General features: G+C 69.9%; 19 protein-coding genes. 11 read left to right on the top strand and 8 right to left on the bottom strand.

Annotation, left to right across the window (positions count from 1 at the left end; translation table 11 throughout):
• Nucleotides 1–41 precede the first annotated feature (41 nt).
• The 3 genes from AB0N07_RS14160 (at nt 42) to AB0N07_RS14150 (ending at nt 4,474) form a co-directional block, all read left to right on the top strand.
• Entirely contained in the window at nt 42–1,160 is a 1,119-nt protein-coding gene (locus AB0N07_RS14160; protein WP_365834633.1) for an LLM class flavin-dependent oxidoreductase, read from the top strand.
• A 96-nt stretch (nt 1,161–1,256) separates the two neighbouring features.
• Nucleotides 1,257–2,987, top strand: coding sequence for a D-aminoacylase (locus tag AB0N07_RS14155; RefSeq protein ID WP_365834631.1), 1,731 nt, complete (start codon nt 1,257–1,259; stop codon nt 2,985–2,987).
• Nucleotides 2,984–4,474, top strand: coding sequence for an aldehyde dehydrogenase family protein (locus AB0N07_RS14150; protein ID WP_365834629.1), 1,491 nt, complete (start codon nt 2,984–2,986; stop codon nt 4,472–4,474). The genes AB0N07_RS14155 and AB0N07_RS14150 overlap by 4 nt, the downstream gene beginning before the upstream one ends.
• A 127-nt stretch (nt 4,475–4,601) precedes the next feature.
• Here the strand turns inward: AB0N07_RS14150 and AB0N07_RS14145 are convergent, their stop codons facing one another.
• Entirely contained in the window at nt 4,602–5,000 is a 399-nt protein-coding gene (locus AB0N07_RS14145; RefSeq protein WP_365834627.1) for a nitroreductase/quinone reductase family protein, read from the bottom strand.
• 210 nt (nt 5,001–5,210) lie between these two features.
• Here AB0N07_RS14145 and AB0N07_RS14140 point away from each other — a divergent pair, with 210 nt between their 5' ends.
• Nucleotides 5,211–6,623 (top strand): M14 family zinc carboxypeptidase, encoded by a 1,413-nt coding sequence (locus AB0N07_RS14140; protein ID WP_365834625.1) that lies wholly within the window; start codon nt 5,211–5,213, stop codon nt 6,621–6,623.
• 96 nt (nt 6,624–6,719) lie between these two features.
• Here AB0N07_RS14140 and AB0N07_RS14135 read toward each other — a convergent pair whose 3' ends face one another.
• Nucleotides 6,720–8,174 carry a CehA/McbA family metallohydrolase gene (locus AB0N07_RS14135; RefSeq protein ID WP_365834623.1) on the bottom strand — a complete coding sequence of 485 codons (1,455 nt, stop codon included), beginning with the start codon at nt 8,172–8,174 and terminating at the stop codon, nt 6,720–6,722.
• 52 nt (nt 8,175–8,226) lie between these two features.
• Here AB0N07_RS14135 and AB0N07_RS14130 point away from each other — a divergent pair, with 52 nt between their 5' ends.
• From AB0N07_RS14130 to AB0N07_RS14120, 3 genes are all read left to right on the top strand, one after another.
• Nucleotides 8,227–9,072 carry an LLM class F420-dependent oxidoreductase gene (locus AB0N07_RS14130; RefSeq protein WP_365834621.1) on the top strand — a complete coding sequence of 282 codons (846 nt, stop codon included), beginning with the start codon at nt 8,227–8,229 and terminating at the stop codon, nt 9,070–9,072.
• 153 nt (nt 9,073–9,225) lie between these two features.
• The gene (locus AB0N07_RS14125; protein ID WP_365834619.1) at nt 9,226–11,808 is read left to right on the top strand and encodes a bifunctional FO biosynthesis protein CofGH; all 2,583 of its coding nucleotides are present in this window, start codon (nt 9,226–9,228) and stop codon (nt 11,806–11,808) included.
• A 54-nt stretch (nt 11,809–11,862) separates the two neighbouring features.
• Nucleotides 11,863–12,426, top strand: coding sequence for a hypothetical protein (locus AB0N07_RS14120; protein WP_365834617.1), 564 nt, complete (start codon nt 11,863–11,865; stop codon nt 12,424–12,426).
• A gap of 62 nt (nt 12,427–12,488) precedes the next feature.
• Here the strand turns inward: AB0N07_RS14120 and AB0N07_RS14115 are convergent, their stop codons facing one another.
• The gene (locus tag AB0N07_RS14115) at nt 12,489–12,995 is read right to left on the bottom strand and encodes a DUF2165 domain-containing protein (RefSeq protein ID WP_365834615.1); all 507 of its coding nucleotides are present in this window, start codon (nt 12,993–12,995) and stop codon (nt 12,489–12,491) included.
• A 312-nt stretch (nt 12,996–13,307) separates the two neighbouring features.
• Here AB0N07_RS14115 and AB0N07_RS14110 point away from each other — a divergent pair, with 312 nt between their 5' ends.
• Nucleotides 13,308–14,423, top strand: coding sequence for an ADP-ribosylglycohydrolase family protein (locus AB0N07_RS14110; protein ID WP_365834613.1), 1,116 nt, complete (start codon nt 13,308–13,310; stop codon nt 14,421–14,423).
• A 67-nt stretch (nt 14,424–14,490) separates the two neighbouring features.
• On the opposite strand, the gene AB0N07_RS14105 is transcribed toward AB0N07_RS14110, so the two are convergent.
• Both AB0N07_RS14105 and AB0N07_RS14100 read right to left on the bottom strand, forming a co-directional pair.
• Nucleotides 14,491–16,065, bottom strand: a complete 1,575-nt coding sequence (locus tag AB0N07_RS14105) for a sodium:solute symporter family protein (protein WP_365834611.1) — start codon at nt 16,063–16,065, stop codon at nt 14,491–14,493.
• A 162-nt stretch (nt 16,066–16,227) separates the two neighbouring features.
• Complete coding sequence (locus tag AB0N07_RS14100; RefSeq protein ID WP_365834609.1) at nt 16,228–17,013, bottom strand: SDR family oxidoreductase; 786 nt, start codon at nt 17,011–17,013, stop codon at nt 16,228–16,230.
• Nucleotides 17,014–17,092: 79 nt separating this feature from the next.
• Here AB0N07_RS14100 and AB0N07_RS14095 point away from each other — a divergent pair, with 79 nt between their 5' ends.
• Nucleotides 17,093–17,932 carry a hypothetical protein gene (locus AB0N07_RS14095; protein ID WP_365834607.1) on the top strand — a complete coding sequence of 280 codons (840 nt, stop codon included), beginning with the start codon at nt 17,093–17,095 and terminating at the stop codon, nt 17,930–17,932.
• Between the two features lie 4 nt (nt 17,933–17,936).
• Nucleotides 17,937–18,080 (top strand): hypothetical protein, encoded by a 144-nt coding sequence (locus AB0N07_RS14090; RefSeq protein ID WP_365834605.1) that lies wholly within the window; start codon nt 17,937–17,939, stop codon nt 18,078–18,080.
• On the opposite strand, the gene AB0N07_RS14085 is transcribed toward AB0N07_RS14090, so the two are convergent.
• From AB0N07_RS14085 to AB0N07_RS14075, 3 genes are all read right to left on the bottom strand, one after another.
• Nucleotides 18,070–18,261, bottom strand: a complete 192-nt coding sequence (locus AB0N07_RS14085; protein ID WP_365834603.1) for a DUF397 domain-containing protein — start codon at nt 18,259–18,261, stop codon at nt 18,070–18,072. The genes AB0N07_RS14090 and AB0N07_RS14085 overlap by 11 nt on opposite strands.
• A gap of 214 nt (nt 18,262–18,475) precedes the next feature.
• Nucleotides 18,476–19,333, bottom strand: coding sequence for a helix-turn-helix transcriptional regulator (locus AB0N07_RS14080; protein WP_365834602.1), 858 nt, complete (start codon nt 19,331–19,333; stop codon nt 18,476–18,478).
• Between the two features lie 340 nt (nt 19,334–19,673).
• Nucleotides 19,674–20,432 (bottom strand): GPP34 family phosphoprotein, encoded by a 759-nt coding sequence (locus AB0N07_RS14075; RefSeq protein ID WP_115907564.1) that lies wholly within the window; start codon nt 20,430–20,432, stop codon nt 19,674–19,676.
• A 221-nt stretch (nt 20,433–20,653) separates the two neighbouring features.
• Between AB0N07_RS14075 and AB0N07_RS14070 the strand changes: the two genes are divergently transcribed.
• Complete coding sequence (locus AB0N07_RS14070; RefSeq protein ID WP_365834600.1) at nt 20,654–23,329, top strand: D-alanyl-D-alanine carboxypeptidase; 2,676 nt, start codon at nt 20,654–20,656, stop codon at nt 23,327–23,329.
• Nucleotides 23,330–23,490: the final 161 nt, after the last annotated feature.

Raw genomic sequence — 23,490 nt, 5'->3', positions numbered from 1 at the left:
GGAGCGTCAGAAACTTTCAGAACCGGGGACGGTGAACCTCCTTGGAATTCGGGCTCTTTGTACAGGGATACGTGGGCAAGCGCGCCGAGACCGACCCGCTCGCCGAGCACAAGGCACTGATGGAGGAGACCGAGTACGTCATCCAGGCGGACAAGTCGGGCTTCAAGTACGCCTGGGCGTCCGAGCACCACTTCCTGGAGGAGTACTCGCACCTCTCCGCCAACGACGTGTTCCTGGGCTACCTGACGCACGCGACGGAGCGGATCCATCTGGGATCCGGCATCTTCAACCCGCTGGCCCAGGTCAACCACCCGGTGAAGGTCGCCGAGAAGGTCGCCATGCTCGACCACCTCACCGGTAACCGCTTCGAGTTCGGCAGCGGGCGGGGCGCCGGTTCGCACGAGATCCTCGGGTTCATACCGGGTGTGACCGACATGAACTACACCAAGGAGATCTGGGAGGAGACGATCGCCGAGTTCCCGAAGATGTGGCTCCAGGACGAGTACGCCGGCTTCCAGGGCAAGCACTGGCAGCTGCCGCCGCGCAAGGTCCTGCCGAAGCCGTACGGGAAGTCGCATCCGGCGATGTGGTACGCCGCCGGGTCGCCGCCCTCGTACGCCATGGCCGCCCGCAAGGGCCTCGGGGTGCTCGGGTTCAGCATCCAGAAGGTCTCCGACATGGAGTGGGTGCTGGAGCAGTACAAGACGGCGATCGTGAACGCCGAACCGGTCGGGGACTTCGTCAACGACAACGTGATGGTCACCACGACGGCCATCTGTGCGCCCACGCACGACGAGGCGATACGGATCGCCACCAACGGCGGGCTGCACTACCTGCCGTCGCTGGTGTTCCGGTATCACGACACCTTCCCGCGGCCCGAGGGCTTCCCGGTGTGGCCGGAGACGCTGCCGGAGTACACGCCCGAGTTCGTCGAAGTCCTCATCGAGGAGGAGCTGCTGATCTGCGGGGACCCGGACGAGGTGCTCACGCAGTGCAAGCGGTGGGAGCAGGCGGGGGCGGATCAGCTGAGCTTCGGGTTGCCGGTGGGGGTGCCGAAGGAGGAGACGCTGCAGACGATTCGGCTGATCGGGGAGCATGTGATTCCGAAGATCGATACCGATCCTGTGCATCGGACTTCCCGGTTCCGGGCTGCTTCTTGATCGCCGTTGCGGGGTGCGGGCCTGTGGGGGCTGGTCGCGCAGTTCCCCGCGCCCCTTTGGGGCGCGTTCCCTCACCGGAGTTGAGAAGGAGACTCCATGCTTGATCATGTCATCCGCGGGGCGGCCGTCGTCGACGGGACCGGGGCGCCCGCTTACGTCGCCGACGTCGGTATCCGCGACGGGCGTATTGCCGTCATCGGTCTTGTCACCGAGGAGGCCCGGAGCAGTGAGGATGCCACCGGGCTCGTCCTCGCCCCCGGCTTCGTCGACCCGCACACGCACTACGACGCGCAGTTGTTCTGGGATCCGTATGCGACCCCGTCCCTCAACCACGGTGTGACGACCGTGGCGGCCGGAAACTGCGGGTTCACGCTCGCGCCGCTCAACCCCGCCCGTCCCGCCGACGCCGACTACACGCGCCGCATGATGTCCAAAGTGGAGGGCATGTCGCTGGTCGCGCTCGAAGAAGGGACGCCCTGGAGCTGGAACTCCTTCGGTGAGTATCTGGACGCCCTGGAGGGGCGGATCGCCGTCAATGCCGGGTTCATGGTCGGGCACTGTGCCCTGCGCCGGTATGTGATGGGGCCGGATGCGGTCGGCGGGCAGCCCAGCCAGGAGCAGCTGGCGGAGATCGTGCGGTTGCTGCATGCGGCCATGGATGCCGGGGCCTGGGGGTTCTCCACCACCCAGTCGTCCACGCACTCGGACGGCGACGGGAAGCCGGTCGCCTCCCGGCATGCGAAGCCGGCGGAACTGCTGGCGCTCTCGCGTGCCGTCGGCGAGCACGAGGGCACGCAGATCGAGGCGATCGTCGCCGGCTGTCTCGACCAGTTCAGCGACGCGGAGATCGACCTGTTCGCGGAGATGAGCGCGGCGGCCGGACGCCCGCTGAACTGGAACGTCCTCACCATCGACGCCTCCGTACCCGAACGCGTGCCCCGGCAGCTGTACGCCAGTGAGCAGGCACGGAAGGCGGGCGGCAGGGTGGTCGCGCTGACCATGCCGATCCTGACGCCGATGAACATGTCACTGGGCACCTTCTGCGCGCTGAACCTGATACCGGGCTGGGGTCCGATCCTCGGGCTGCCGGTGGCGGAGCGGATCGCCCGGCTGCGCGACCCGGACGTACGCGCGCAGATGCTGAAGCACGCCACGTCCAAGGAGGCCGGTGTCTTCCGGCGGCTCACGAACTTCGGTCGCTACGTCATCGGGGACACGTACAGCGAGGCGAACGAGGGGCTGACGGGCAGGGTCGTCGAGGAGATTGCGCAGGAGCGGGGGCAGGACCCGTTCCAGTGCCTCGTCGAGATCTGCGCCGCCGACGAACTGCGTACGGTCCTGTGGCCCATGCCCACCGACAACGACCCCGCGTCCTGGGCGCTGCGCGCCGAGACCTGGCAGCACGAGGACGTGCTGCTCGGCGGGTCCGACGCCGGTGCGCACCTGGACCGCATGTGCGGAGCCCCGTACACCACCCGCTTCCTGGGCGACTGTCTGCGCCGGCGCAAGCTGGTCGGTCTGGAGCAGGCGGTGAAGATGCTGACCGACGACCCGGCCCGGCTCTTCGGGCTGCGGGAGCGGGGCCGGGTGGAGGAGGGCTTCCATGCGGATCTGGTCCTCTTCGACCCGGAGCGGATCGACGCGGGTACGGCCACCCTGGTGCACGACCTGCCGGGTGACAGTCCGCGGCTGGACGCCAGGGCGATCGGGGTGCGGGCCGTGTGGGTCAACGGGGTCGAGGCGATCCGGGACGACGTGGTGAGCGGCGCGGTGCCGGGGAAGGTACTGCGGTCGGGGCGGGACACCCGGACGGTGAGCACCAGGTGAACCAAGGGGCGGACGGGCAGCGGCTGTTCGTCGGCGGCCGGTGGGTCGAGCCGGACGGCGGCCACTACGAGGTCGTCGACCCGGCGACCGAGGAGACCGTCGGGTGGGCTCCGGAGGCCTCGCGGGATCAGGTGCACGCGGCCTGTGCCGCGGCCCGCGAGGCCTTCGGGCCGTGGTCGAGGACGCCGCCCGAGGAACGGGCGGCGGTGCTCGGCCGCGCGGCGGACGTCATCGCGAGCCGGTTCCTGCCGTACGCAGAGCTGGCGCAGGCGGAGACCGGGGCGACCACGGGGACGGCGCGGGCGATGCAGGTCGGGGTGGGCGTGGCCCGGTTCCGGCGGTACGCGCGCGTGGAGCCCGCCGAGTGGGCGATCCCGCCGCAGATCAACGAGGCGGGTGGGGGCACCTCCCACGCCCTCAAGGCAGTGGGGGCGGGAAAGGCGGGCGTGATGGGCGCGCTGGCCGTCCGCCGGCCGGTCGGCGTCGTCACCTGCATCACCTCGTACAACAACCCGTGGGCCAACCCGGCCGGCAAGATCGCCCCCGCCCTGGCCATGGGCAACACGGTGGTGGTGAAGCCGGCCCCGCAGGATCCGTTGTCGGTCTACCGGATGGCGGAGGCACTGGAGGCGGCGGGAGTCCCGGCAGGTGTGGTGAACGTGGTCTCGGGGCGGGCGGTGGAGGTCGGCGAGGCGGCCGTGGCGTCCCCGGACGTCGACATGGTGAGCTTCACCGGGTCGACGGCGGTCGGGCAGCGGATCGGTGAGGTGTGCGGCCGTTCCGTGAAGCGGCAGCTGATGGAGCTGGGCGGCAAGGGCGCGGCGATCGTCTTCGACGACGCGGATGTGGGCTCCGCGGTGGCCGGCATCGGGACGACCTTCTCCTTCTACAGCGGCCAGATCTGCACGGCACCGACACGGGTGCTGGCGCAGCGGGGCGTCTACGACCGCCTGGTCGGGCAACTGGCTTCGTACGCAGGCCGGTTGAAGGTCGGCGACCCGAGGCGGCCGGACACGGTGGTGGGCCCGGTGATCTCGGCCGCCCACCGTGACCGGGTGGAGTCGTACGTCGAGCTGGGCCGGAAGGAAGGCGCGGCGGTGGTGACGGGCGGCGAACGCCCGCCGTCCGACCAGGGTTTCTACGTCGCACCGACCCTCCTCGCGGACTGCACGAACGACATGCGCGTGGCCCGTGAGGAGATCTTCGGCCCGGTGGTGTCCGTCATCCCCTTCGAGGAGGAGGAAGAGGGCATCGCCCTCGCGAACGACACCGACTACGGCCTCATCGACTACGTCTGGTCGGGCGACGTGGCCCGAGCCTTCCGCGTGGCCCGGCAGCTACTGGCGGGCGGGGTGGGGATCAACACGGTGGGCCGCAACATGGAGGCACCGTTCGGCGGCTTCAAGAAGAGCGGGGTGGGGCGGGACGTCGGGGTGTACGCCCTGCACGCGTACAGCGAGGTGCAGGCGATCGTCTGGCCGGGGTGACGCCCCGGGGCCGACGGCAGCGGTCGTCCAGGCCAGGCTGGGCGGTCCGACGCTGCGCGCGCCGGAGGCGGTCGCCGAGCTCATCAACGAGCTCCGCGCGAAGGTCGTTTGAGGGAGCGCCGGTCCGTCAGTCCTCCAGATCCACCCGCACCGTCAGCAACCCGGCCCCGATCACCCGCACCGCCACGCTGTTCGGCGAACGCAGGGCGCGCAGGCGGGCGATGGGGTCGTCGTCCGGCAACAGGTGTGCCGTGCCGGTGTGCCAGCGGCCGCGCAGCCGGACCCTTACCCGCGGGTCGGCCTTGATGTTGCGGACGTACTGGGACCGCTCCCCGAACTCGGAGACCAGCCAGAAGGAGTCACCGACCCGCCGGCCACCGACCGGGGTGCGGCGGGGGAGGCCGGAGGTGCGGCCTGTGGTCTCCAGGAGGGTCTGGAGGGGGAGGCGGCGCATGACGGCGTTGAGGCGGCGCTGGAAGGCTGTGACGTAGCGGTACTTGGTCTCCGAGTGGCGGGGGCGGGCCATGGTGACGAGGCTCCTGTTCTCCGGCGGCGACGGGGGTCTTCAATGTCCCTCACCTTGCCCCGAGGCGAGGCAGTGGGTCGACCGACGCGCGTCGTGACGTGAAATCCGTGGTGGCGGCGCCCGCTGGGGAACCGCACGTCACGCGCCATTTCCATAACGCCATGGACATGTCACATTGGGCCCACCTCATCCCCCACGAAGGGTCACTCCATGGCACACAAACGCCTGGCAGGCCTGGCCTCCGGCGCCGTCCTGGTCGGCGCCGCCCTCCTCCTGCCGCAGACCGCGCAGGCCAGAACCACTGCGCACGTCACCGCCGACCGTGCCGCCACCCGCACCGTCGTCATCTACCGCGTACCGACGCGCCACCCCCTCCGGGACGCGGAACGGCTCGCCGACGCCGGATACGACCTTCTGGAACGCCGTCAGGGCGACAACCTGTTCGTCTCCGGAACCGCGTCGACCGCGACCGCGCTGCGGCGGCTCGGCTTCGCCCCGGCGATCGAGACCAGGCTGACGGAGACGGTCCCCTCCGCCACCGCCCCCCGGCACCCCGCCGCCGTCGGCGACACCTACGACGGCGGATACCACACCGTAACCGCTCAGTACGCGCACATGGATCAGACCGTCTCCCAACACCCCGATCTGGCAGAGGAAGTGACGTACGGTCAGTCCTGGCTGAAGCAGAAGGGGAACGGCGGTCGCGACCTGAAGGCGATCTGCATCACCAAACTCCAGACGAACGACTGCGCGCTCAGCCCGAACTCGACCAAGCCGCGGTTCTTCCTGATGAGCCAGATACACGCCCGCGAGCTGACCACCGGCGAGATGTCCTATCGCTGGATAGACGCGCTGATCAACGGCTACGGCAAGGACTCGGCCATCACCAAACTGATGGACACCACCGAGATGTGGGTGGTGCCCGACGCCAACCCCGACGGCGTCGACATGGTCGCGCAGGGCGGCAACAACCCCGTACTGCAACGCAAGAACGCCGACAGCTCCCACGGCAGCCGGTGCGGCGTGAGCGCGTACAGCCAGATCGGCGTCGACCTCAACCGCAACACCAGCAGCCACTGGAACACCGCCGGCACCTCCAGCGCCGCCTGCGACCAGACCTACGGCGGCCCGGCGGCCGACTCCGAGGTGGAGAACACCTCCCTGGAGAAACTGTTCCGCGAGCTGTACCCCGCGGTGCGCACCGGCACCGGTGACACCGCCCCGGCGCCGTCCACCGCCAAGGGCATGATGATCACCATGCACAGCGACGCCGGCATGGTCCTCTTCCCCTGGGAGTACGACTCCACCGTGCACACCGGCAACGACGCGTCCCTGCGCGCCCTCGCCGCCCGTATGGCCTCGCTGACCGGCTATCAGTACGGCCAGGCCGGCGAGATCCTGTACGACGCCTCCGGCGGCACCGACGACTGGACCTACGACAAGCTCGGCCTCGCCAGCTTCACCATCGAGATCGGCGACAGCGACGGCGCCGGCTGCGACGGCTTCACCCCGCCGTACTCCTGCCAGGACAGCTACTTCTGGCCGAAGATCGAACCCGCCCTCCTCTACGCGGCCCAGCACTCCGCCGCTCCTTACAGCACGGCATCCACCGTCCGGCACTGACCTCCGCTCCCGAACGCGCCGGGCTGGACGGCCCGCACCCGTGCCCGTCCAGCCCGGCCCGTACCGGGACACGACCACCTCGGTGCCTGGCTGAGGCTAACGGCCGAGAAAGACCGGATTCGTGAACGCCGCCATCACCCCCGGCAACGGCCCCACCGCCGTCTCGTGCCGCAACTCCGCCCGAACGTAGGCCGCGTACTCCGCCGTCGTGCGCCACTCCACCGTGCCGGAGCCTGCGACCGGCAGTGGGTCGCTGGTGAACAGGACGCCCTGGTCGGTGATGATGCGGATCGTGCAGCGCGGGGCGCCCGAGGCCTCCAGGCGGACGGTGACCGGGGCGTCGCGGTCGACCTCCAGCCGCTCGCCGATGCCCGCGGGCCGGCTCTCGCCGCCGGTGGCCGTGAAGGACACCGACACGTTCTTCGACTCGGCGATGTAGGAGCGTCCGGCCCGGATCCCCTCCTGGATCGCCTCCCGGCTCAGCTCCTCGGCGAGGACGACCGTCTGCGGCAGCCCCACCGTGTCCGGATCGCGGTGCGCGTCGCTGTTGCCCATGGCGGGCAGCCACCCGCGCCCCTCGCGCACGGACGTGACCAGCTGGTTGTCCCACTCCGCGAGCGTCACCTCGTCGTCCGGTGTCCACGGCCCGTTCCACACCTCGACCGCGTCCGCCTCCCCGAAGCCGAACTTCCAGCCGCAGCCGACGCAGGTGCCGTGCGGATGGGCCGGGACAACCAGGCCGCCCGCCTCGCGGATCCGGTGGGCGAAGCGGCCGAAGCGACGGTCCCGGGCCCGGTAGCGCCAGTCGACGAAGGTGCCGGGATCGGTGCCGAGCGCGAGAACGTGCCCGTTTCTCGTCGTCACCTCCTCGCCGAGCATGATCAGCAGGTCGTCGCCCGCCTCCGAGGCCCAGTGCGGGTGCGAGGAGTGGGTGTTGTGGTCCGAGGAGTTGATGAAGTCCAGGCCGGCCGCCCGCGCGAGGGCCGCGACCTCGGCCGGGGTGCGGCGGCCGTCGGAGTACCAGGTGTGGAGATGGCAGTCGCCGCGGTACCAGGCGCGTCCCCGGCCCTTCGCCCGCGCGGGCGGATACACAGGCTCGGGTGTCTCGCCCGCCTCCCCGTGCGTGAGCGTGACCGTGAGCTCGTACGACAGGCCTTGCGGGGCCACCGTGTACGGGCCGAGCACGACGTGCCAGATGCCGGGGCGGATCGGACCGGGGAGGTATCCGGGCGTCGCGTCGTCCGCCCGTACGAAGAACTCCGTACGCGCCCCGCCCGACCACCCCCGGAACCCCTCCCCGCCCAGCTCGGTGCCGCGCTCGTCGAAGAGTCCGATGTCGAGCGCGTTGCCGGGGGTGCCGGGCGGCACGCCGGGGCGGTCGTAGGTGTAGGAGACCCTCAACTCGCTTACGCCGGAGGGGACTTCGACGGGTACGTAGGCATAGTCCGGGGAGCCCGGAGGCAGGGTGCCGCGGATCGTCGTCACGCCTCCAACGTAGGCCGACCCTTCGTGCGATGCCATGCCCGCAGCGCCTGTGAACGTCACAGACATCTACCGACTGGTCGGTATGGACATGGGGGGCCGTACCCGGTACAGATGACCCATGCGAATCGCCGTGACAATCTTCCTCACCGACGAGACCATCGCGCCGGTCCGGCTCGCCCGTGAGCTGGAGCAGCGGGGTTTCGCGGGTCTGTATCTGCCCGAGCACACGCACATCCCGGTGGAGCGTGTGACCCCGTACCCGGCGGGCGGTGAGCTGCCGCCCGAGTACGGCCGCACCCTCGACCCCTTCGTCGCGCTCGGCCAGGCGGCCGCGGTGACCGAGCGGCTCGGCCTGGGCACCGGCATCACGCTGGTGGCCCAGCACGACCCGATCGACCTCGCCAAGCAGATCGCGACCCTCGACCACCTCTCCGGCGGCCGCTTCACCCTCGGCCTCGGCTTCGGCTGGAACGTCGAGGAGGCCGCCGACCACGGGGTCGAGTGGCGTACGCGGCGGGAGCTGGTGCGGGACCGGATGGCGTTGATGCGGGCGCTGTGGAGTGACGAACCCACTGCGTACGAAGGCGAGTTCGGGAGGGTACGGGCTTCGTACGCACATCCCAAGCCGGTGCAGAAGCCGCGCGGCCCGGTCGTCGGCCCGCGCACCCTCGTCGGCGGAGCCGCCGGTCCCAAGCTCTTCTCCCACATCTGCGAGTACGCCGACGGCTGGCTCCCGATCGGCGGCCGCGGGCTGACGGAGTCGCTGCCGGTGCTGCGGGCCGCCTGGGCGGACGCGGGCCGCGACCCGTCGGCGCTGCAGGTCGTTCCGTACGCGGTCTTCCCGACCCCGGGCAAGCTCGCGCACTACGCCGAACTGGGCATCGAGGAGGTCGTCGTACAGCTGCCGCCGGCGGGGGAGGCGGAGGTGCTGCGGGCCCTGGACGACATCGCCGAGTACTTGTAAGCCCGGTGAAGGGCAGCCGCCCATTCTTCAGCGGCGCGGAGCTGTACCGACATGCGGCTCCGCCGTGTGGGCGCGACCAGCCGCAACGCACCTGCACCCGGCAAGGCGCCGCACCGCCCCCGACCCCGCAGATCTCGAACGTATGCTCAAGGAATGACGACATCCGCGACCGGAACCGGCCCCACCGACAACTCCATGCGTCGCGCTCTCAAACGTGCTCGTGACGGCGTCGCCCTGGACGTCACCGAGGCAGCCGTCCTCCTCCAGGCCCGCGGCGAGGCCCTGACCGACCTCGCCGCGTCCGCCGCCCGCGTCCGTGACGCAGGCCTCGACGCGGCCGGCCGGCCCGGTGTCATCACGTACTCGAAGAGCGTCTTCATCCCCCTCACCCGGCTGTGCCGGGACAAGTGCCACTACTGCACCTTCGTCACCGTCCCCGGCAAGCTCCGCCGCGCCGGCCACGGCATGTTCATGTCCCCGGACGAGGTCCTCGACATCGCCCGCAAGGGTGCGGCCCTCGGCTGCAAGGAAGCCCTGATCACCCTGGGCGACAAGCCCGAGGACCGCTGGCCCGAGGCGCGCGAGTGGCTCGACGCGCACGGCTACGACGACACCATCGCCTACGTCCGCGCCATCTCCATCCGCATCCTGGAGGAGACGGGCCTGCTGCCCCACCTCAACCCCGGTGTGATGTCCTGGACGGACTTCCAGCGGCTCAAGCCCGTGGCCCCCTCCATGGGCATGATGCTGGAGACGACCGCGACCCGCCTGTGGTCCGAACCGGGCGGCCCGCACCACGGCTCCCCGGACAAGGAACCCGCCGTACGGCTGCGAGTACTGGAGGACGCGGGCCGCTCCTCGGTCCCCTTCACGTCCGGCCTGCTGATCGGCATCGGAGAGACGTACGAGGAGCGCGCGGAGTCCCTCTTCGCGCTCCGCAGGATCTCCCGCGCCCACCACTCCATCCAGGAGCTGATCATCCAGAACTTCCGCGCCAAGCCGGACACCGCGATGCGCGGCATGCCGGACGCGGAGCTGGACGAACTGGTCGCGACGGTGGCCGTCGCCCGCCACATCATGGGCCCGGCCGCCAACCTCCAGGCCCCGCCCAACCTGGTCGACTCCGAGTACGAGCGGCTGATCGGCGCCGGCATCGACGACTGGGGCGGAGTGTCCCCCCTGACGATCGACCACGTGAACCCGGAACGCCCCTGGCCGCAGATCGAGGAACTCACCGAGCGCTCCCACGCCGCCGGTTTCGAACTGCGTGAACGCCTCTGCGTCTACCCGGAGTTCGTGCAGCGCGGCGAGCCCTGGCTGGACCCGCGGCTGCGCCCGCACGTCCGCGCCCTGGCCGACCCGGAGACGGGCCTCGCGCGCTCCGAGGCGCTTCCCGAGGGGCTTGCGTGGCAGGAACCGGAGGAGGCGTTCGTCGCCTCGGGCCGCACGGACCTGCACTCGTCCATCGACACCGAGGGCCGTACGTCCGACCGCCGCGACGACTTCGACGAGGTGTACGGCGACTGGGCGGCCCTGCGCGAGGCGGCCGCCCCCGGCATGCTGCCGGAGCGCATCGACACCGACGTAAGGGCGGCCCTGGCGACGGCGGCCGACGACCCGACGCGCCTCACGGACGCGGAGGCCCTCGCCCTCCTGCACGCCGACGGTCCCGCACTGGACGCCCTCACGCGCATCGCGGACGACGTGCGGAGGTCGGCCGTCGGCGACGACGTGACGTACATCGTCACCCGCAACATCAACTTCACCAACGTCTGCTATACGGGCTGCCGCTTCTGCGCGTTCGCGCAGCGCAGGACGGACGCCGACGCCTACACGCTCTCCCTGGAGCAGGTTGCGGACCGCGCCCAGCAGGCCTGGGACGTGGGCGCGGTGGAGGTCTGCATGCAGGGCGGCATCCATCCCGACCTGCCCGGGACGGCGTACTTCGACATCGCGAAGGCGGTGAAGTCTCGCGTCCCCGGAATGCACGTCCACGCCTTCTCGCCCATGGAGGTCGTCAACGGCGCCACCCGCACCGGCATGTCCATTCGGGAGTGGCTGAGCGCGGCCAAGGAGGCAGGCCTGGACACCATCCCCGGCACGGCCGCCGAGATCCTCGACGACGAGGTCCGCTGGATCCTGACCAAGGGCAAGCTGCCGACGGCGACCTGGATCGAGGTCGTCACGACCGCGCACGAGCTGGGCATCCGGTCCTCGTCGACGATGATGTACGGGCATGTGGACCAGCCGCGTCACTGGCTCGGCCATCTGCGGACCCTGTCCCGCATCCAGCAGCAGACCGGTGGCTTCACGGAGTTCGTGACACTCCCCTTCATCCACACCAATGCGCCCGTGTACCTGGCGGGCATCGCCCGCCCCGGCCCGACGACGAGGGACAACCGCGCGGTGACGGCGATGGCGCGCCTGCTGCTGCACCCGTACATCCCCAACATCCAGACCAGCTGGGTGAAGCTGGGCACGGAGGGCGCGGCGGAAATGCTCCGCTCCGGGGCCAACGACCTGGGCGGCACCCTCATGGAGGAGACGATCTCCCGCATGGCGGGCTCCTCCTACGGCTCGTACAAGTCGGTCAAGGACCTGATCGCGGTGGCGGACGCGGCCGGCCGTCCGGCGAAGCCGCGGACGACGCTGTACGGCGAGGTGCCTCAGGAGCGGCAGCGGGCGGCGGCGGTCTCGGACGGGCACTTGCCGGAACTTTTGCCGGTCCTGGACTGAGTACGATGATCCGACCCCTGTTCCACGAGGACATGGGGATGTGGAGCTGAGGAGATGCGTGCCGTGCCAGCCCCGAAGGTCTGGGTGACCGGTCTGACGGTGGGAGCGATCGCCGCTGTCGTCGTCCTGGCCGTACAGGCCGACAAGGGGCTGAAGCCCCACGCGGTCGCCGCCCGGCCGAGCACGTCGGCGTCGGTGGGCGCGCATCCCACGCCCACGAAGTCCGCAGCACCGGCCGCGGTGCCGACCGGCTCCGGGACCGGGCGGCGCGTCGTCTACTCCCTCGGGAAGAAGACGGTGTGGCTGGTCGACGCGAGCAATGCGGCCCGCCGTACGTTCGCGGTGTGGCCGGGGACGGTGAGCCCGGCCCCGGGCACCTACACGGTCGGCGCCCGCACCCGGGGCGCCATCACCGGCTCCGACGGTGTGAAGATCGAACACATCGTGTACTTCTCGGTCAAATCCGGCGTCAATGTCGCCTTCTCCAACGCCGTGGACGGGGCTTCACCGCCGCCGGCCTCGGGTGTGCAGACGGGCGGCATCCGCATGCGGGTGGCCGACGGGGCTGCGCTGTGGACGTTCGGGTCGACCGGTACGAAGGTCGTGGTCGTCGGCTAGGGAGGGTCGTCACACGACGGCCCGGCCGAGCAGTCCGGCCGGGCCGCAGGGGGATGCGACGGTCAGGCGGCGCTTTCCGACTCCCGGAACGGCAGGTGGTTGACGACCAGGACGAACCCGGTGAACACGATCACGCGGGTTGCTGCCTCCAGTCCGTTCCAGGTCTTCGACTGCCACATGGAGAACCACTCGCCGCCGATCGCGATGAACCCGGCGCCGAAGAGGAGCAGGAGCATCAGCAGGCCGTACGTGGAGATGCTGCGCGCGCGGGCGTAGTCGCGCCGGGCCCAGAGCCAGGTGCCGTATATGAGGACGAGGGCGGCAAGGGTCTCCCAGATGATGATCGCGACGTACGCCGTGTTCTGAAGTCCCTTGCTGGTGATGGCTCTCCACATCAGGTCGTCGTCCTTGAACGTCGTGTCCATGGCCAGTACATGCTGCACGAACGCCTGATTGGTGCCGAAGTCGGTGATGTTGCCGAAGGCCACGAGGGCGATGTAGAGGGCGACACTCGCGGTGAGAAGGGTGGCGGTGAGGTGGAGTACGCTGCGTGGGGGTGTCGATGCCATGACGGCCATCTTCCCTCACGGGGCGGCGAGTTCGAGATCAATTGAGCCACCCTCCGCATCGAAGTGACCGAAGCCCGGGGCGACCGCCGACGGAGGCCCTGGCCGGGAAGGGCGCGGATTCATCAGCTTCCTGGCCGTACCACGCCACGACTGTGTATACGTCTGCAATGTCACCTGGTACGGGTGATAACTGACCACTCGCGACCAGCCCTGTCATATCCCGCATACCACTCCGCCCTCTGAACCGACCGTTCCCGTTCGATTACAGTGCTGAACTGTCATGCGTCGGGCGGAGCCATCGGGGAGGTCTTGGTGAATGCGCCAGCCGGGGCCATATGGGGCCGTGTCGAGCAGCAGGATTTCCGGAGCCGGGTGCGGGGGACGCTGCTCGGGGCCGCCGTGGGGGATGCGCTGGGGGCGCCGGTCGACGGGCTGGATCTCGACGGGATCCGGGAGGCGTACGGGGCCGAGGGCCTTGCGGACTTCGCCTTTGCGTACGGCCGACGCGGTGCCGTCACCCACATCACGCAGCTGACCCTGTTCACCGTCGACGGGCTGATACGGGCGCAGGTGCGCCGTGACACCGGTGCCTGGCATCCGCCGACCGATCTGCACCGGGCGTATCTGCGCTGGGCGGCCACCCAGCGCGACTGGGGGCCCGACGAGCGTCGTAAGGAAGACGGGTGGCTGGCGCGGGAGGAGTGGCTGTACGCCCGGCGGGACCCGGCGCGTTCGCTGCTGCTCGGGTTCGGGGACGAGCACATGGGGACCCTGGACGCGCCCAAGAGCCCCGGTGAGATCGGGCCCGAGGCGACCGCGCGCTCCGCGCCCTTCGGGCTGCTGGTCGGCTGGGAGCCGCAGCTGGTGGTCCAGCTGGCGGTGGAGTGTGCGACGCAGACCCACGGGCATCCGGTGGCCTATCTGTCGGCGGGCGCGTACGCCGTGATCGTGCACGGTCTGGCCCGCGGCGAGACCCTCGACGGCGCCGTACAGCGGGCGCTCGCGCTGCTCGCCGCGCGGCCGGGGCATCAGCCGGTGTCGGACGCGCTGCAGCACGCGCTGGGCGCCGTACGGCAGGGGATGCCCACGCCCGTGCGGGTCGAGGAACTGGCGGGGGACGGGGCTGCGGAGGGCGTGCTGGCCGCCGCCGTGTACTGCGCGCTGGTGGGGGAGGACTTCCGGCACGGGCTCTGCCTCGCCGTGAACCAGGACGGCCCCTCGGGTGCGACGGCCGCCCTCACCGGCGGCCTCCTCGGCGCCCTGCACGGCGAGACGGCCCTCCCCCCGGCCTGGCTGGCCGAACTGGAAGGCCGCCCGACGCTTCTGGAACTGGCCGACGACTTCGCCATGGAGATGACCCAGGGGCCCGCACTGCACGGCCCGGCAGGGTCTTCCCCGGGGTGGCTCGCCCGCTATCCGAGGGCCTAGGCCTCATGACGGGCAACGGGGTTGCAGCCCCCCGGCTGCAACCCCGTCACCACGGCGACCGTCGGCGCTAGTCCTTCGCCGCGGTCCCCACGGCGTCCTCCGCAGGACCCGCCGGAACGGGGATCGCCGCCGCGGCCGCACCGTCGTCGTCCGTGTTGATGCGTTCGATGACGGCGAGGCGCTCCGGGGTGTCCTCGGGCTTGAGGTAGCCGATGAGGACGTAGAGGAGCAGGGAGACCGCCAGCGGGATCGAGACCTGGTACTGGAGCGGGACGCCGCCGTGCACGTTCCAGTTGATGGGGTAGTTGACCAGCCAGAAGGCGAGCAGGCCCATGGACCAGCTGGTCAGGGCCGCCGTGGGGCCGGAGCGGCGGAACGGCCGCAGCAGGCCCAGCATCATCGGGATGGCGATCGGGCCCATCAGACCGGCGACCCACTTGATGACCACCGTGATGATGTCCTTGAAGGCGGGGGAGTTGACCTGGGTCGCGACCGCCATCGACAGGGCGAGGAAGACCACCGTGGTCACCCGCGCCGCGATCAGCCCGGAGCGCTGTCCCCACTCCCGGGCCCGCCGGGACAGCACCGGCGCCGCGTCCCGGGTGAAGACGGCGGCGATCGCGTTGGCGTCGGACGAGCACATGGCCATGGTGTGTGAGAAGAAGCCGACGATGACCAGGCCCAACAGGCCGTGGGGCAGCAGCTGTTCGGTCATCAGGCCGTAGGAGTCGGAGCCGTCCGGTTTCTGGGCGTGGACCAGCAGCGGCGACATCCACATGGGGAAGAAGAGCACGACCGGCCAGACCAGCCACAGCGCCGCCGACAGCCGCGCCGAGCGCTCGGCCTCGCGGGCGCTGCCCGTCGCCATGTAGCGCTGGGCCTGGTTGAGCATGCCGCCGTTGTACTCGAAGAGCTTGATGAAGAGGAAGGCCAGCAGGAACACCGTGCCGTAGGGGCCCACCAGCGGCTTTCCGTGGCCGTGCAGCGCCGGCTCGTCCCAGGCGCCGAAGAAGCCGATGCCCTTGTCGTTCAGTTTCAGTACGACGGCGACGAACATCGAGACGCCCGCGAGCAACTGGATGACGAACTGGCCGAGTTCGGTCAGCGCGTCCGCCCACAGACCGCCGATGGTGCAGTAGACGGCGGTGATCGCGCCGGTGATGAGGATGCCCTGGTTGAGGGTGATGCCGGTGAAGACGGACAGCAGCGTCGCGATCGCCGCCCACTTGGCGCCCACGTCCACGATCTTCAGCAGCATGCCCGACCAGGCCAGTGCCTGCTGGGTCTTCAGGTCGTAACGGTTCTTCAGGTACTCCAGCGGGGAGGCCACATGGAGCCTGGAGCGCAGCCGGTTGATGCGCGGCGCGAACAGTTTCGAGCCGATGGCGATGCCCAGTGCGATCGGGAAGGACCAGGTGACGAAGGAGGTCACGCCGTAGGTGTAGGCGATGCCCGCGTAGCCCGTGAACATCACCGCGCTGTAGCCCGACATGTGGTGCGAGATGCCGGACAGCCACCACGGCATCTTCCCGCCGGCCGTGAAGAAGTCGCTGACGTCGTCCACGCGCTTGTGCGACCAGACGCCGATCGCCACCATCACACCGAAGTAGCCCATGAGCACGGCCCAGTCGAGACTGTTCATGTGTCCCCTCCGCAGGGTCCGCCTTGTGAACGGCCCGCTCATCCTGGGCGCGCCCACATGGGCACGACAAGCAAGCGTCAGGTCAAAGGAAGGCAAAAATGTTCGTTGTGTTGACCTGTGTTCATAGACATGAACCGACTCGTGAACCCGCCCTGCCCGGGGTCAGCGCATCAGCTCCCCCGCGTTGACCAGCAGCGACTGCCCCGTGATGGCCCGCGCCCGGTCCGAGGCCAGGAACACCGCCGCGTCCGCCACATCCCCGTCCGTCGCCAGCTCCGGCAGCGCCATCCGGCCGGTCAGCCGCTCCAGTACGTCGGCCTCGGGCACCCCCTCCGTCTGTGACGTGAACTGGACGTACGCCTGCACCGGCGGCCCCCACATCCAGCCCGGCAGCACCGTGTTGACACGTATACGATGCGGTCCCAGCTCCCGGGCCAGGGAGTACATCGCGCTCGTCAGCGCCCCCTTCGAGGCCGCGTACGCCGCCTGCTTCACCTGGGTGGGGGCCGCCACCGCCGACTGCGTCCCGATGAACACCACCGAGCCCCCGCATGCCTTCAGCGCCGGCAGGCACGCCCGCGTCATCCGCAGTGAGCCGAGCAGGTTCACGTCGATCACCTGCTGCCAGCTCACGAAGTCCGCATCCGCCAGTCCGCCGAAGTAGCCGTCCATCGCGGCCACATGGACGACCGCGTCGATCCGCCCGAACCGCTCCCGCGCGAGCGCCGCCAGCGCCTCGCACTGCCCCTCGTCCCTGATGTCGGTGGCCCGGTACGCCGTGTGCGTCCCGTCCGGATCGATCTCCGCGGCGCTCTTGGCGAGGTTGGCCTCCGTGCGCGCCCCGAGCACGGCACTGCCGCCGTCGCGCACGACCGCCGCCGCGACCTGATGACCGAGCCCGGCGCCGACCCCCGACACGACGACGGTCTTGCCCGTGAGCAGTGACATCGGAGCCTCCCGGGTATGGCGGATTACCTGACGGGGCGTCAGAGTATGGGCGACCGGCGGAGGACGGAAGGGGAGCGGCATGAGTGAGGAAACCCGTAGCGATGTGTACGCCGAACTGGCCGCCGTGGGACCGTACGGAGTCCGCCCCGGCCATGCGCTGATCACCCTGGTCGAGCCGCACCCCGGCCACGAGTACGCGTACAACCGCTGGTACGAGGACGACCACTACTACGCCGGCGCGATGGCCATGCCCTGGATGTACGCCGGGCGCCGCTGGGTGGCGACCCGCGACCTCCAACTTCTGCGCTACCCGGAGAAGTCGGCGATCGCCCAGCCGGTCACCGCCGGCTGCTACATCTCCACGTACTGGATCACGGACGGCCGCTACGACGACCACATGCGGTGGACCGTCGCGATCAACAAGCGCCTCAACCGGGACGCCCGGGTCTACCAGGACCGTACGCACGTCTTCACGGCGTTCCAGGACCACGAGGTGACGGTCTACCGGGACGGGGCCGCCGGGCCCCGCGACTTCCACGCCCTCGACCACCCGTACGCGGGCCTCGTCGTCGAGGTCGTCGACGCCGAATCGGCGGAGCAGCGGGCCGAGTTGCTGGAGTGGCTGCGCTCCCGCCACCTGCCCAAGCGGGTGGCGGGCTCACCGGCCGCGATGGTGACCGTCTTCCGTCCGACGCCGCTGCCCGGCGACCGCATGACGTACGTCAAGCAGGTCGAGGGCGTGGATACCAGGCTGACCCTGCTGTGGTTCCTGGAGGCGGATCCCCGGGACTGCTGGGAGGCGTACTTCGCGGACCTGGAGGCGCCGGTGCGGGAGGCGGGTCTGGGCAGGGTGGAGCTGGTGGCGCCGTTCGTCCCGACGGTGCCGGGCACGGACAAGTACGTGGACAGGCTCAGGTAGGCACGTGGGCCGACTCGGCTGGCGGGCGCAGCCGAGCCCCCTCGGCAAGGACGGCGAGCTGGACGAGAGGGCTCTTCAAGTGCTGCTTGTGAAATTGTGGAACGCGAACGCGGTCGAGGATCAGCAGATCCTCACCCCTACGCCTTGATCGAGCCGACGAAGGTGTTCCACGCGTCTGCCGGGAAGGCCAGTACCGGACCCTCGGGGACCTTGGAGTCCCGGACGGCCATGGCCGCGCGGACCGGGGACTTGATCTCGACGCACGCGCCGTTGCCCGTGGAGTACGAGGACTTGGTCCACGTGTCCGTGACGCCCTGACGAATTGCCATTTTTGCTCCGGAATGCCAGTTGTTGAGTTGCTGTCACCGCACGACGGATCCGACTCCGAACCCAGAGCGCGGTTTGCGCCAACCCTTGGTGTGTGGTGGCGTGATCGACGCTACTCGCCAACCTCGACGTACGAAGTGACCATTCACTCGACCGAGTGGCATATTCCAGATGGGTCTTCCAGTCCGCCCTGGGGACGGTGTACCTTACGGCGCTTCAGCGCGCGTACTCCTTCGCGATGTCCGCGATGAACTGCCGTGACTGGTCCGGATTCAGGGCCTGGGCGCGCAGGTGCTCGTACATCACGCTGTATTTCTGCACGTCGTTGGCCTTCTCCAGGTACAGGTCGCTGGTGACGCCCTCGATGTAGACGACGCTGGAGTCCGCCGCGTCGGGGAACTCGAGGATCGCGTACTGGCCGTTGAGTCCCGGGTGGGCTCCCATGTCGAAGGGGATCACCTGCACGGTGACGTGCGGCAGTTGGGACTGCTCGACGAGGTACTCCAGCTGGTCGCGCATGAGAGAACGATTGCCCACCACGCGCCTCAGGGCCGCCTCGTCCATCACCGTCCACAGCCGGAGCGGGCTGTCCGGGGCGGTGATTCGTTCCTGCCGACGCAGGCGCACCTGTACGCGCTTCTCGACGTCGGTGGCGGCCGTCTCCGGCAGCGCCCCCGCGATCAGCGCCTCCGCGTACTGCCGGGTCTGCAGCAGCCCCGGGACGACCTGGGGGTCGTACACCCGCAGGCTCGCCGCATCCGTCTCCAGCCCGATGTAGACGCTGTACGGAATGTCGCCGAAGGAGTGCCACCACCCTTGCTGGCGGCTGTCCTTGGCCATCTGCATCAGCGAGTCGACGATCCGGTGGTCCTCCACCTCGTACACCCCGCACAGGTCGCGGACGTCGCGCTGGCTGATGCTGCGCCGGCCGTTCTCCAGGCGGCTGATCTTCGACTGCGACACCAGCAGCCGTTCGGCCACCTCTTCGGCCGTCATGCCCTTGAGCTCGCGGAGCCGGCGCAGCTCCTGGCCCAGCCGGCGTCGCCTGACGGTGGGATTGACATTGGACGCCACGAGACGTGCACCTCCGGCTGCGTGCCTGCACTAGCTGTACTTTGCCACTTTGCGTATCTGCTGTTGAGCAGACTGCCACCAAGGGACTTGGTACCGCTGGGAAACGGCGTATATGCGCTGCACGCACGACAGTTCATGAGTTCATGGAAAAACGGCCGCGCGGGGCAGCGGAACCGTTACGGCACCCGTATGGACGGATGGCGTACGGCTCCGCCGCCCCGCGCGGACCAGCGGCTCCCGTACCGGGTCTCGGGGACTGCCTCTGCAGGCTCGGTGCGGCGCTCGGCGGTGCGTGGTGCTGCGGTGCTGCGGTTCGTGCGGCTCGTCGTGGGACTGCGGCTCAGTGGGCCACGACGCGCGCCATGGAACCGCGGCGCGGCTGCATCGGAACGCCACGAGCGGGTTCCGGTGCGGACCTGACCGGTCCGGCGGCGGCCTGGCGGCCGGCCGGGGCCGGGTTGCGGCGTGGTTGTGCGCCCACGCCGTTCTGGACGTCCATCACGGCGTGCGCGACGAGACCGCCCATGGGGTCGTGCCTGATCAGATCCCGCAACCGGGACCGAGAGGACCGCCCCTCGTTCCCCGGATACAGGTGCTTGCCGAGGCCGACCGCGTGTGCCAGTGCGGCGAGTGCGGCGGTCCGCGGGTCCGGCGGTACGCCGGTGCGGATCGCGGAGTCCAGCCGGGACCGGATCTCCCTGCTGATCTCGGTGTCCGTCGCCTGGTAGCGAGTCGTCGGCAGCACTCCGCACATCTGGCCCGCCACGGCATGCACCATGCCGCACCGCTCCAGATGCGAGAGATAGGTCTGGCGAAGTCCCAGTCGGGGCCCGCCAATCCAGTTCACTGCACGTACCGGAGCGCCACGCCTGCGCAGCAGCTCCAACGCACAGTCCAATGTTGGATCTCCAGTCGGCCGTGGGGCTACCACGGCGATACGATCCCCGTCTGGGGCTATCCGTCCGGCCAGCGCCAGCTCCACTAGCTGTGCTCCGGCCAGACCGAGGTCGAGCGACTGCGGCTGTGCAGTGGTACCCGTGGCCGGGTCCAACGCCAGCAGCAGAAGCTCCTCCGGAAGTGTTCTGCGGCTCCTGCCCATCCATGCCTCCCCGCGTGGATGAAAGACAGGGTGACCCCTCTCACATTGGTCTGTCGAGGGTGCGTGACCTGTTTGTGAGGGAACCAGTAGGTATGTCGTTCTCGTCTACCGCAGGGGTTAAGCCCGCACACAGGACACTGGTACATGGTTCGGACAGCGCGTTTGAGCGGTGTTTCGGGCGGCGGTTCACGGTTCGGTAGGTCGCACGGAGCGCGTGCGGCATGGAGGAGGCATCGGTGGCGGGCGAGTCCCCCGACAGGTCGAAGCAGCGCGAGTCGTCGGCAGAACCGACGTCGGGGAACACGGGCCCGGTTCCCGAGCCCGCCCGCGATCCCCGTCTCCCGGTGTCCCGGGAGCCCGACCCCGCCGACACGTCCGAGGCGCGCGGCGGCGTGGACACGGCGACGCGGGTGTTCTCGGTACGGGATCTGAAGACGGCGGTCGAGGAGGCCGAATCCGAGGGGCCTGAGGCTGAGAAGCCTGAGGCCGAGCAGACCGTGCCTCCGACCGGGGAGCCCGTGGCCGAGGAGCCTGGGGCTGCGGAGGCGAAGGGCGCCGAGGTCGAGGACGCGGCGACTGTCGGTGACGACTCTGTGTCTGAGGGTGAAGACTCGGTTGACGGCGCGGTCACGGCCGACGGCGCCGCTGCGACCGAGGGCGACGCGGGCGGTGACGCCCGGCTCCGGGCCGCTGTGGCGGCGTGGGTCCGCTCCGGGGACTCCGGGGACTCCGGGGACTCCGGGGAGCCCGAGAACGCAGAGAGCGCCGCTGAGGCCGACGAGGACGGTGCCGCAGAGACGGAGACGGGCCCCGACGCCGTCGGCGACGCCCAGGACGAGGCTGCTGCCGACGCCGACGCGGCGGAAGAGGGACCGGAGGACGCCGAGCCCGAGCCCGAGGCGGACACCGACTCCGCCGCGGACGCCCGTCCCGAAACGGGCGTCGCCGCTGGAACGGGCGACGATCCCGAAACCGGCGACGACTCCGGCGCTGGTAACGGGTCCAAGACAGGCGTTGCGTCCGAGAGGCGGGGCGAGCCCGAGACCGGTGGCGCGTCCGAAGCCGACGGCGGCTCCGAGACCGGCGGCGCGTCTGAAGCGGGCGACGGGTCCGAGACGGGCGTTGCGTCCGAGACGCGGGGCGAAGGCACTACGGGCGACGCATCCGAGGCGCGCGGCGAAGCCGAGACCGGCGGCGAAGCTGAGACGGGTGGTGCAGCCGAGACGGGCGGGGCGGTCGATGCCGGTGGTGATGCCGTTGCCGCCCGCGAACCCGCAGCCGCCGATGGCGAGGATGCTCCGAAGGGGCCATCCGCATCCGACGACGAAAGTGGTACGGGTGGTGCGGGTGGGGGCACCGAAGGTGAAGCCGAGGTCGAGGACAAGCCCGTCGACCAGCCGACCGCCATCTTCAAGCGCCCCAAGCCCCAGGTCGACCAGCCCACCACCATGCTCAAACTGGGCGGCGCCAAGACCCCGGAGCCGTCCGAAGCCGAGCGCACCAGCAAGTTCGTAGCGCTCAAGCCCCTGGACGAACCCCGCACGCCCCGCAGGCCCGCGGACGCGACCGCGCCCGTCCCCCAGGTCGGCCCGGAGCGCACCGCCCAGCAGCCGCTGCCTCCGAAGCCGCCGCTGGACCTGCTGGCCGAGCTGACCAACACCCCGCCACCGCCGCAGACCCCGGTCCGCACGATCATCCGCAGAGTCAAGATCTGGACCCCCCTGGTCCTGCTCCTCGTGATCATCTTTGCGATCGTGCAGGCCGTACGCCCCCTGCCCACCCCCACCCTCGCGCTCACCGCCGACGACTCGTACACCTTCGGCGGCACCAAGGCCGGCCTCCCCTGGCCGAACGAGGGCCAGGGCTGGATGGACGTCAACGGCATCGGCACGATGGGGAGCTTCGGCAAGCAGACGCCCGTCGCCATCGGCTCCGTCGCCAAGGCCATGACCGCGTACATCGTCCTCAAGGACCATCCGCTCAAGCAGGGCGAGGAGGGCAAGAAGATCACGGTCGACGCGCTGGCGGAGAAGGAGGGCGGCTACGACAAGCAGCACGAGTCCACCCTCAACACCGTCAAGAAGGGCGACGTCCTCACCGAGAAGCAGGCGCTGTCGGCCATCATGATCCCGTCGGCCAACAACATCGCCCGTCTGCTGGCCCGTTGGGACATGGGCTCCGAGGCGGCGTTCATCAAGAAGATGAACGACACCGCCAAGGAACTCGGCATGAAGAACACGACCTACACCGACGCCTCCGGTCTCAAGGAGTCCACCGTCTCCACCGCCGAGGACCAGGTGAAGCTCGGAAACGAGCTGGTGAAGATCCCGGCCCTGATGGACATCACGAAGCTGCCCTACTGGACCGACCCGTCCGGCCACAAGTGGAAGAACTACAACGATCTGGTCCCCTACAACGGCGCCATCGGCATCAAGACGGGCACGACCACCAAGGCCGGCGGCAATCTCCTCTTCGCCGCCACCAAGGATGTCGGCGGCGAGACGGTCACCGTGGTCGGCGCGATCCTCGACCAGCAGACGGCGCCGATCATCGACACCGTCGTCCACGCCAGCAAGACGGCGATGCTCGCTGCCCGGGATGCGCTGACCTCGACGAAGATACTGAAGAAGGGCGATGTCGTCGGGTACGTGGACGACCAGCTCGGCGGGCACACCCCGATCGTGCTCACCAAGGACGTCGCCGCCGTCGGCTGGGCGGGCCTGAAGGTGAAGCTGTCCTTCGACTCCTACGTCCTCCCGCACACCGCGAAGGCCGGCACCAAGGTGGGCACGCTCACCGTGGGCGACGGCACGAGCGGCGCGGTCAAGGTCCCGGTCGAGCTGCAGAAGGACCTCACCGAACCCGGCTTCACGGCGAAGCTCAAGCGCCTCGGCTGACAGCGGCCGCGGATGCCCTCGCACCCCGTCGGCGGGCCCACCAGGGAGCCCTCCGGCGGGGTGCGTGCTAGCGTCACGAAACGGGGCAGGCCGCCGCTCACGGGACGCGACCGGGAAATCCCCGGGGACGCCGCCGCGAACCAGCGGACAACGGGACGCGT

Origin of the sequence: Streptomyces sp. NPDC051172 (genome assembly GCF_040682555.1) — a bacterium.
Classification (GTDB): Bacteria; Actinomycetota; Actinomycetes; order Streptomycetales; family Streptomycetaceae; genus Streptomyces.
The sequence above is the reverse complement of the archived record's forward strand: the minus strand, read 5'-3'. Positions and strand labels throughout refer to the sequence as shown.

What these genes read in the sequence shown, in the direction of transcription:
- AB0N07_RS14145 (WP_365834627.1), bottom strand. Translation starts at nt 5,000, where the DNA reads ATGGCCCGCCCCCGCCACTCGGAGACCAAGTACCGCTACGTCACAGCC.
- AB0N07_RS14125 (WP_365834619.1), top strand. Translation starts at nt 9,226, where the DNA reads ATGACGACATCCGCGACCGGAACCGGCCCCACCGACAACTCCATGCGT.
- AB0N07_RS14130 (WP_365834621.1), top strand. Translation starts at nt 8,227, where the DNA reads ATGCGAATCGCCGTGACAATCTTCCTCACCGACGAGACCATCGCGCCG.
- AB0N07_RS14085 (WP_365834603.1), bottom strand. Translation starts at nt 18,261, where the DNA reads ATGGCAATTCGTCAGGGCGTCACGGACACGTGGACCAAGTCCTCGTAC.
- AB0N07_RS14100 (WP_365834609.1), bottom strand. Translation starts at nt 17,013, where the DNA reads ATGTCACTGCTCACGGGCAAGACCGTCGTCGTGTCGGGGGTCGGCGCC.
- AB0N07_RS14070 (WP_365834600.1), top strand. Translation starts at nt 20,654, where the DNA reads ATGGAGGAGGCATCGGTGGCGGGCGAGTCCCCCGACAGGTCGAAGCAG.
- AB0N07_RS14120 (WP_365834617.1), top strand. Translation starts at nt 11,863, where the DNA reads ATGCGTGCCGTGCCAGCCCCGAAGGTCTGGGTGACCGGTCTGACGGTG.
- AB0N07_RS14140 (WP_365834625.1), top strand. Translation starts at nt 5,211, where the DNA reads ATGGCACACAAACGCCTGGCAGGCCTGGCCTCCGGCGCCGTCCTGGTC.
- AB0N07_RS14095 (WP_365834607.1), top strand. Translation starts at nt 17,093, where the DNA reads ATGAGTGAGGAAACCCGTAGCGATGTGTACGCCGAACTGGCCGCCGTG.
- AB0N07_RS14075 (WP_115907564.1), bottom strand. Translation starts at nt 20,432, where the DNA reads ATGGGCAGGAGCCGCAGAACACTTCCGGAGGAGCTTCTGCTGCTGGCG.
- AB0N07_RS14135 (WP_365834623.1), bottom strand. Translation starts at nt 8,174, where the DNA reads ATGTCTGTGACGTTCACAGGCGCTGCGGGCATGGCATCGCACGAAGGG.
- AB0N07_RS14115 (WP_365834615.1), bottom strand. Translation starts at nt 12,995, where the DNA reads ATGGCATCGACACCCCCACGCAGCGTACTCCACCTCACCGCCACCCTT.
- AB0N07_RS14105 (WP_365834611.1), bottom strand. Translation starts at nt 16,065, where the DNA reads ATGAACAGTCTCGACTGGGCCGTGCTCATGGGCTACTTCGGTGTGATG.
- AB0N07_RS14155 (WP_365834631.1), top strand. Translation starts at nt 1,257, where the DNA reads ATGCTTGATCATGTCATCCGCGGGGCGGCCGTCGTCGACGGGACCGGG.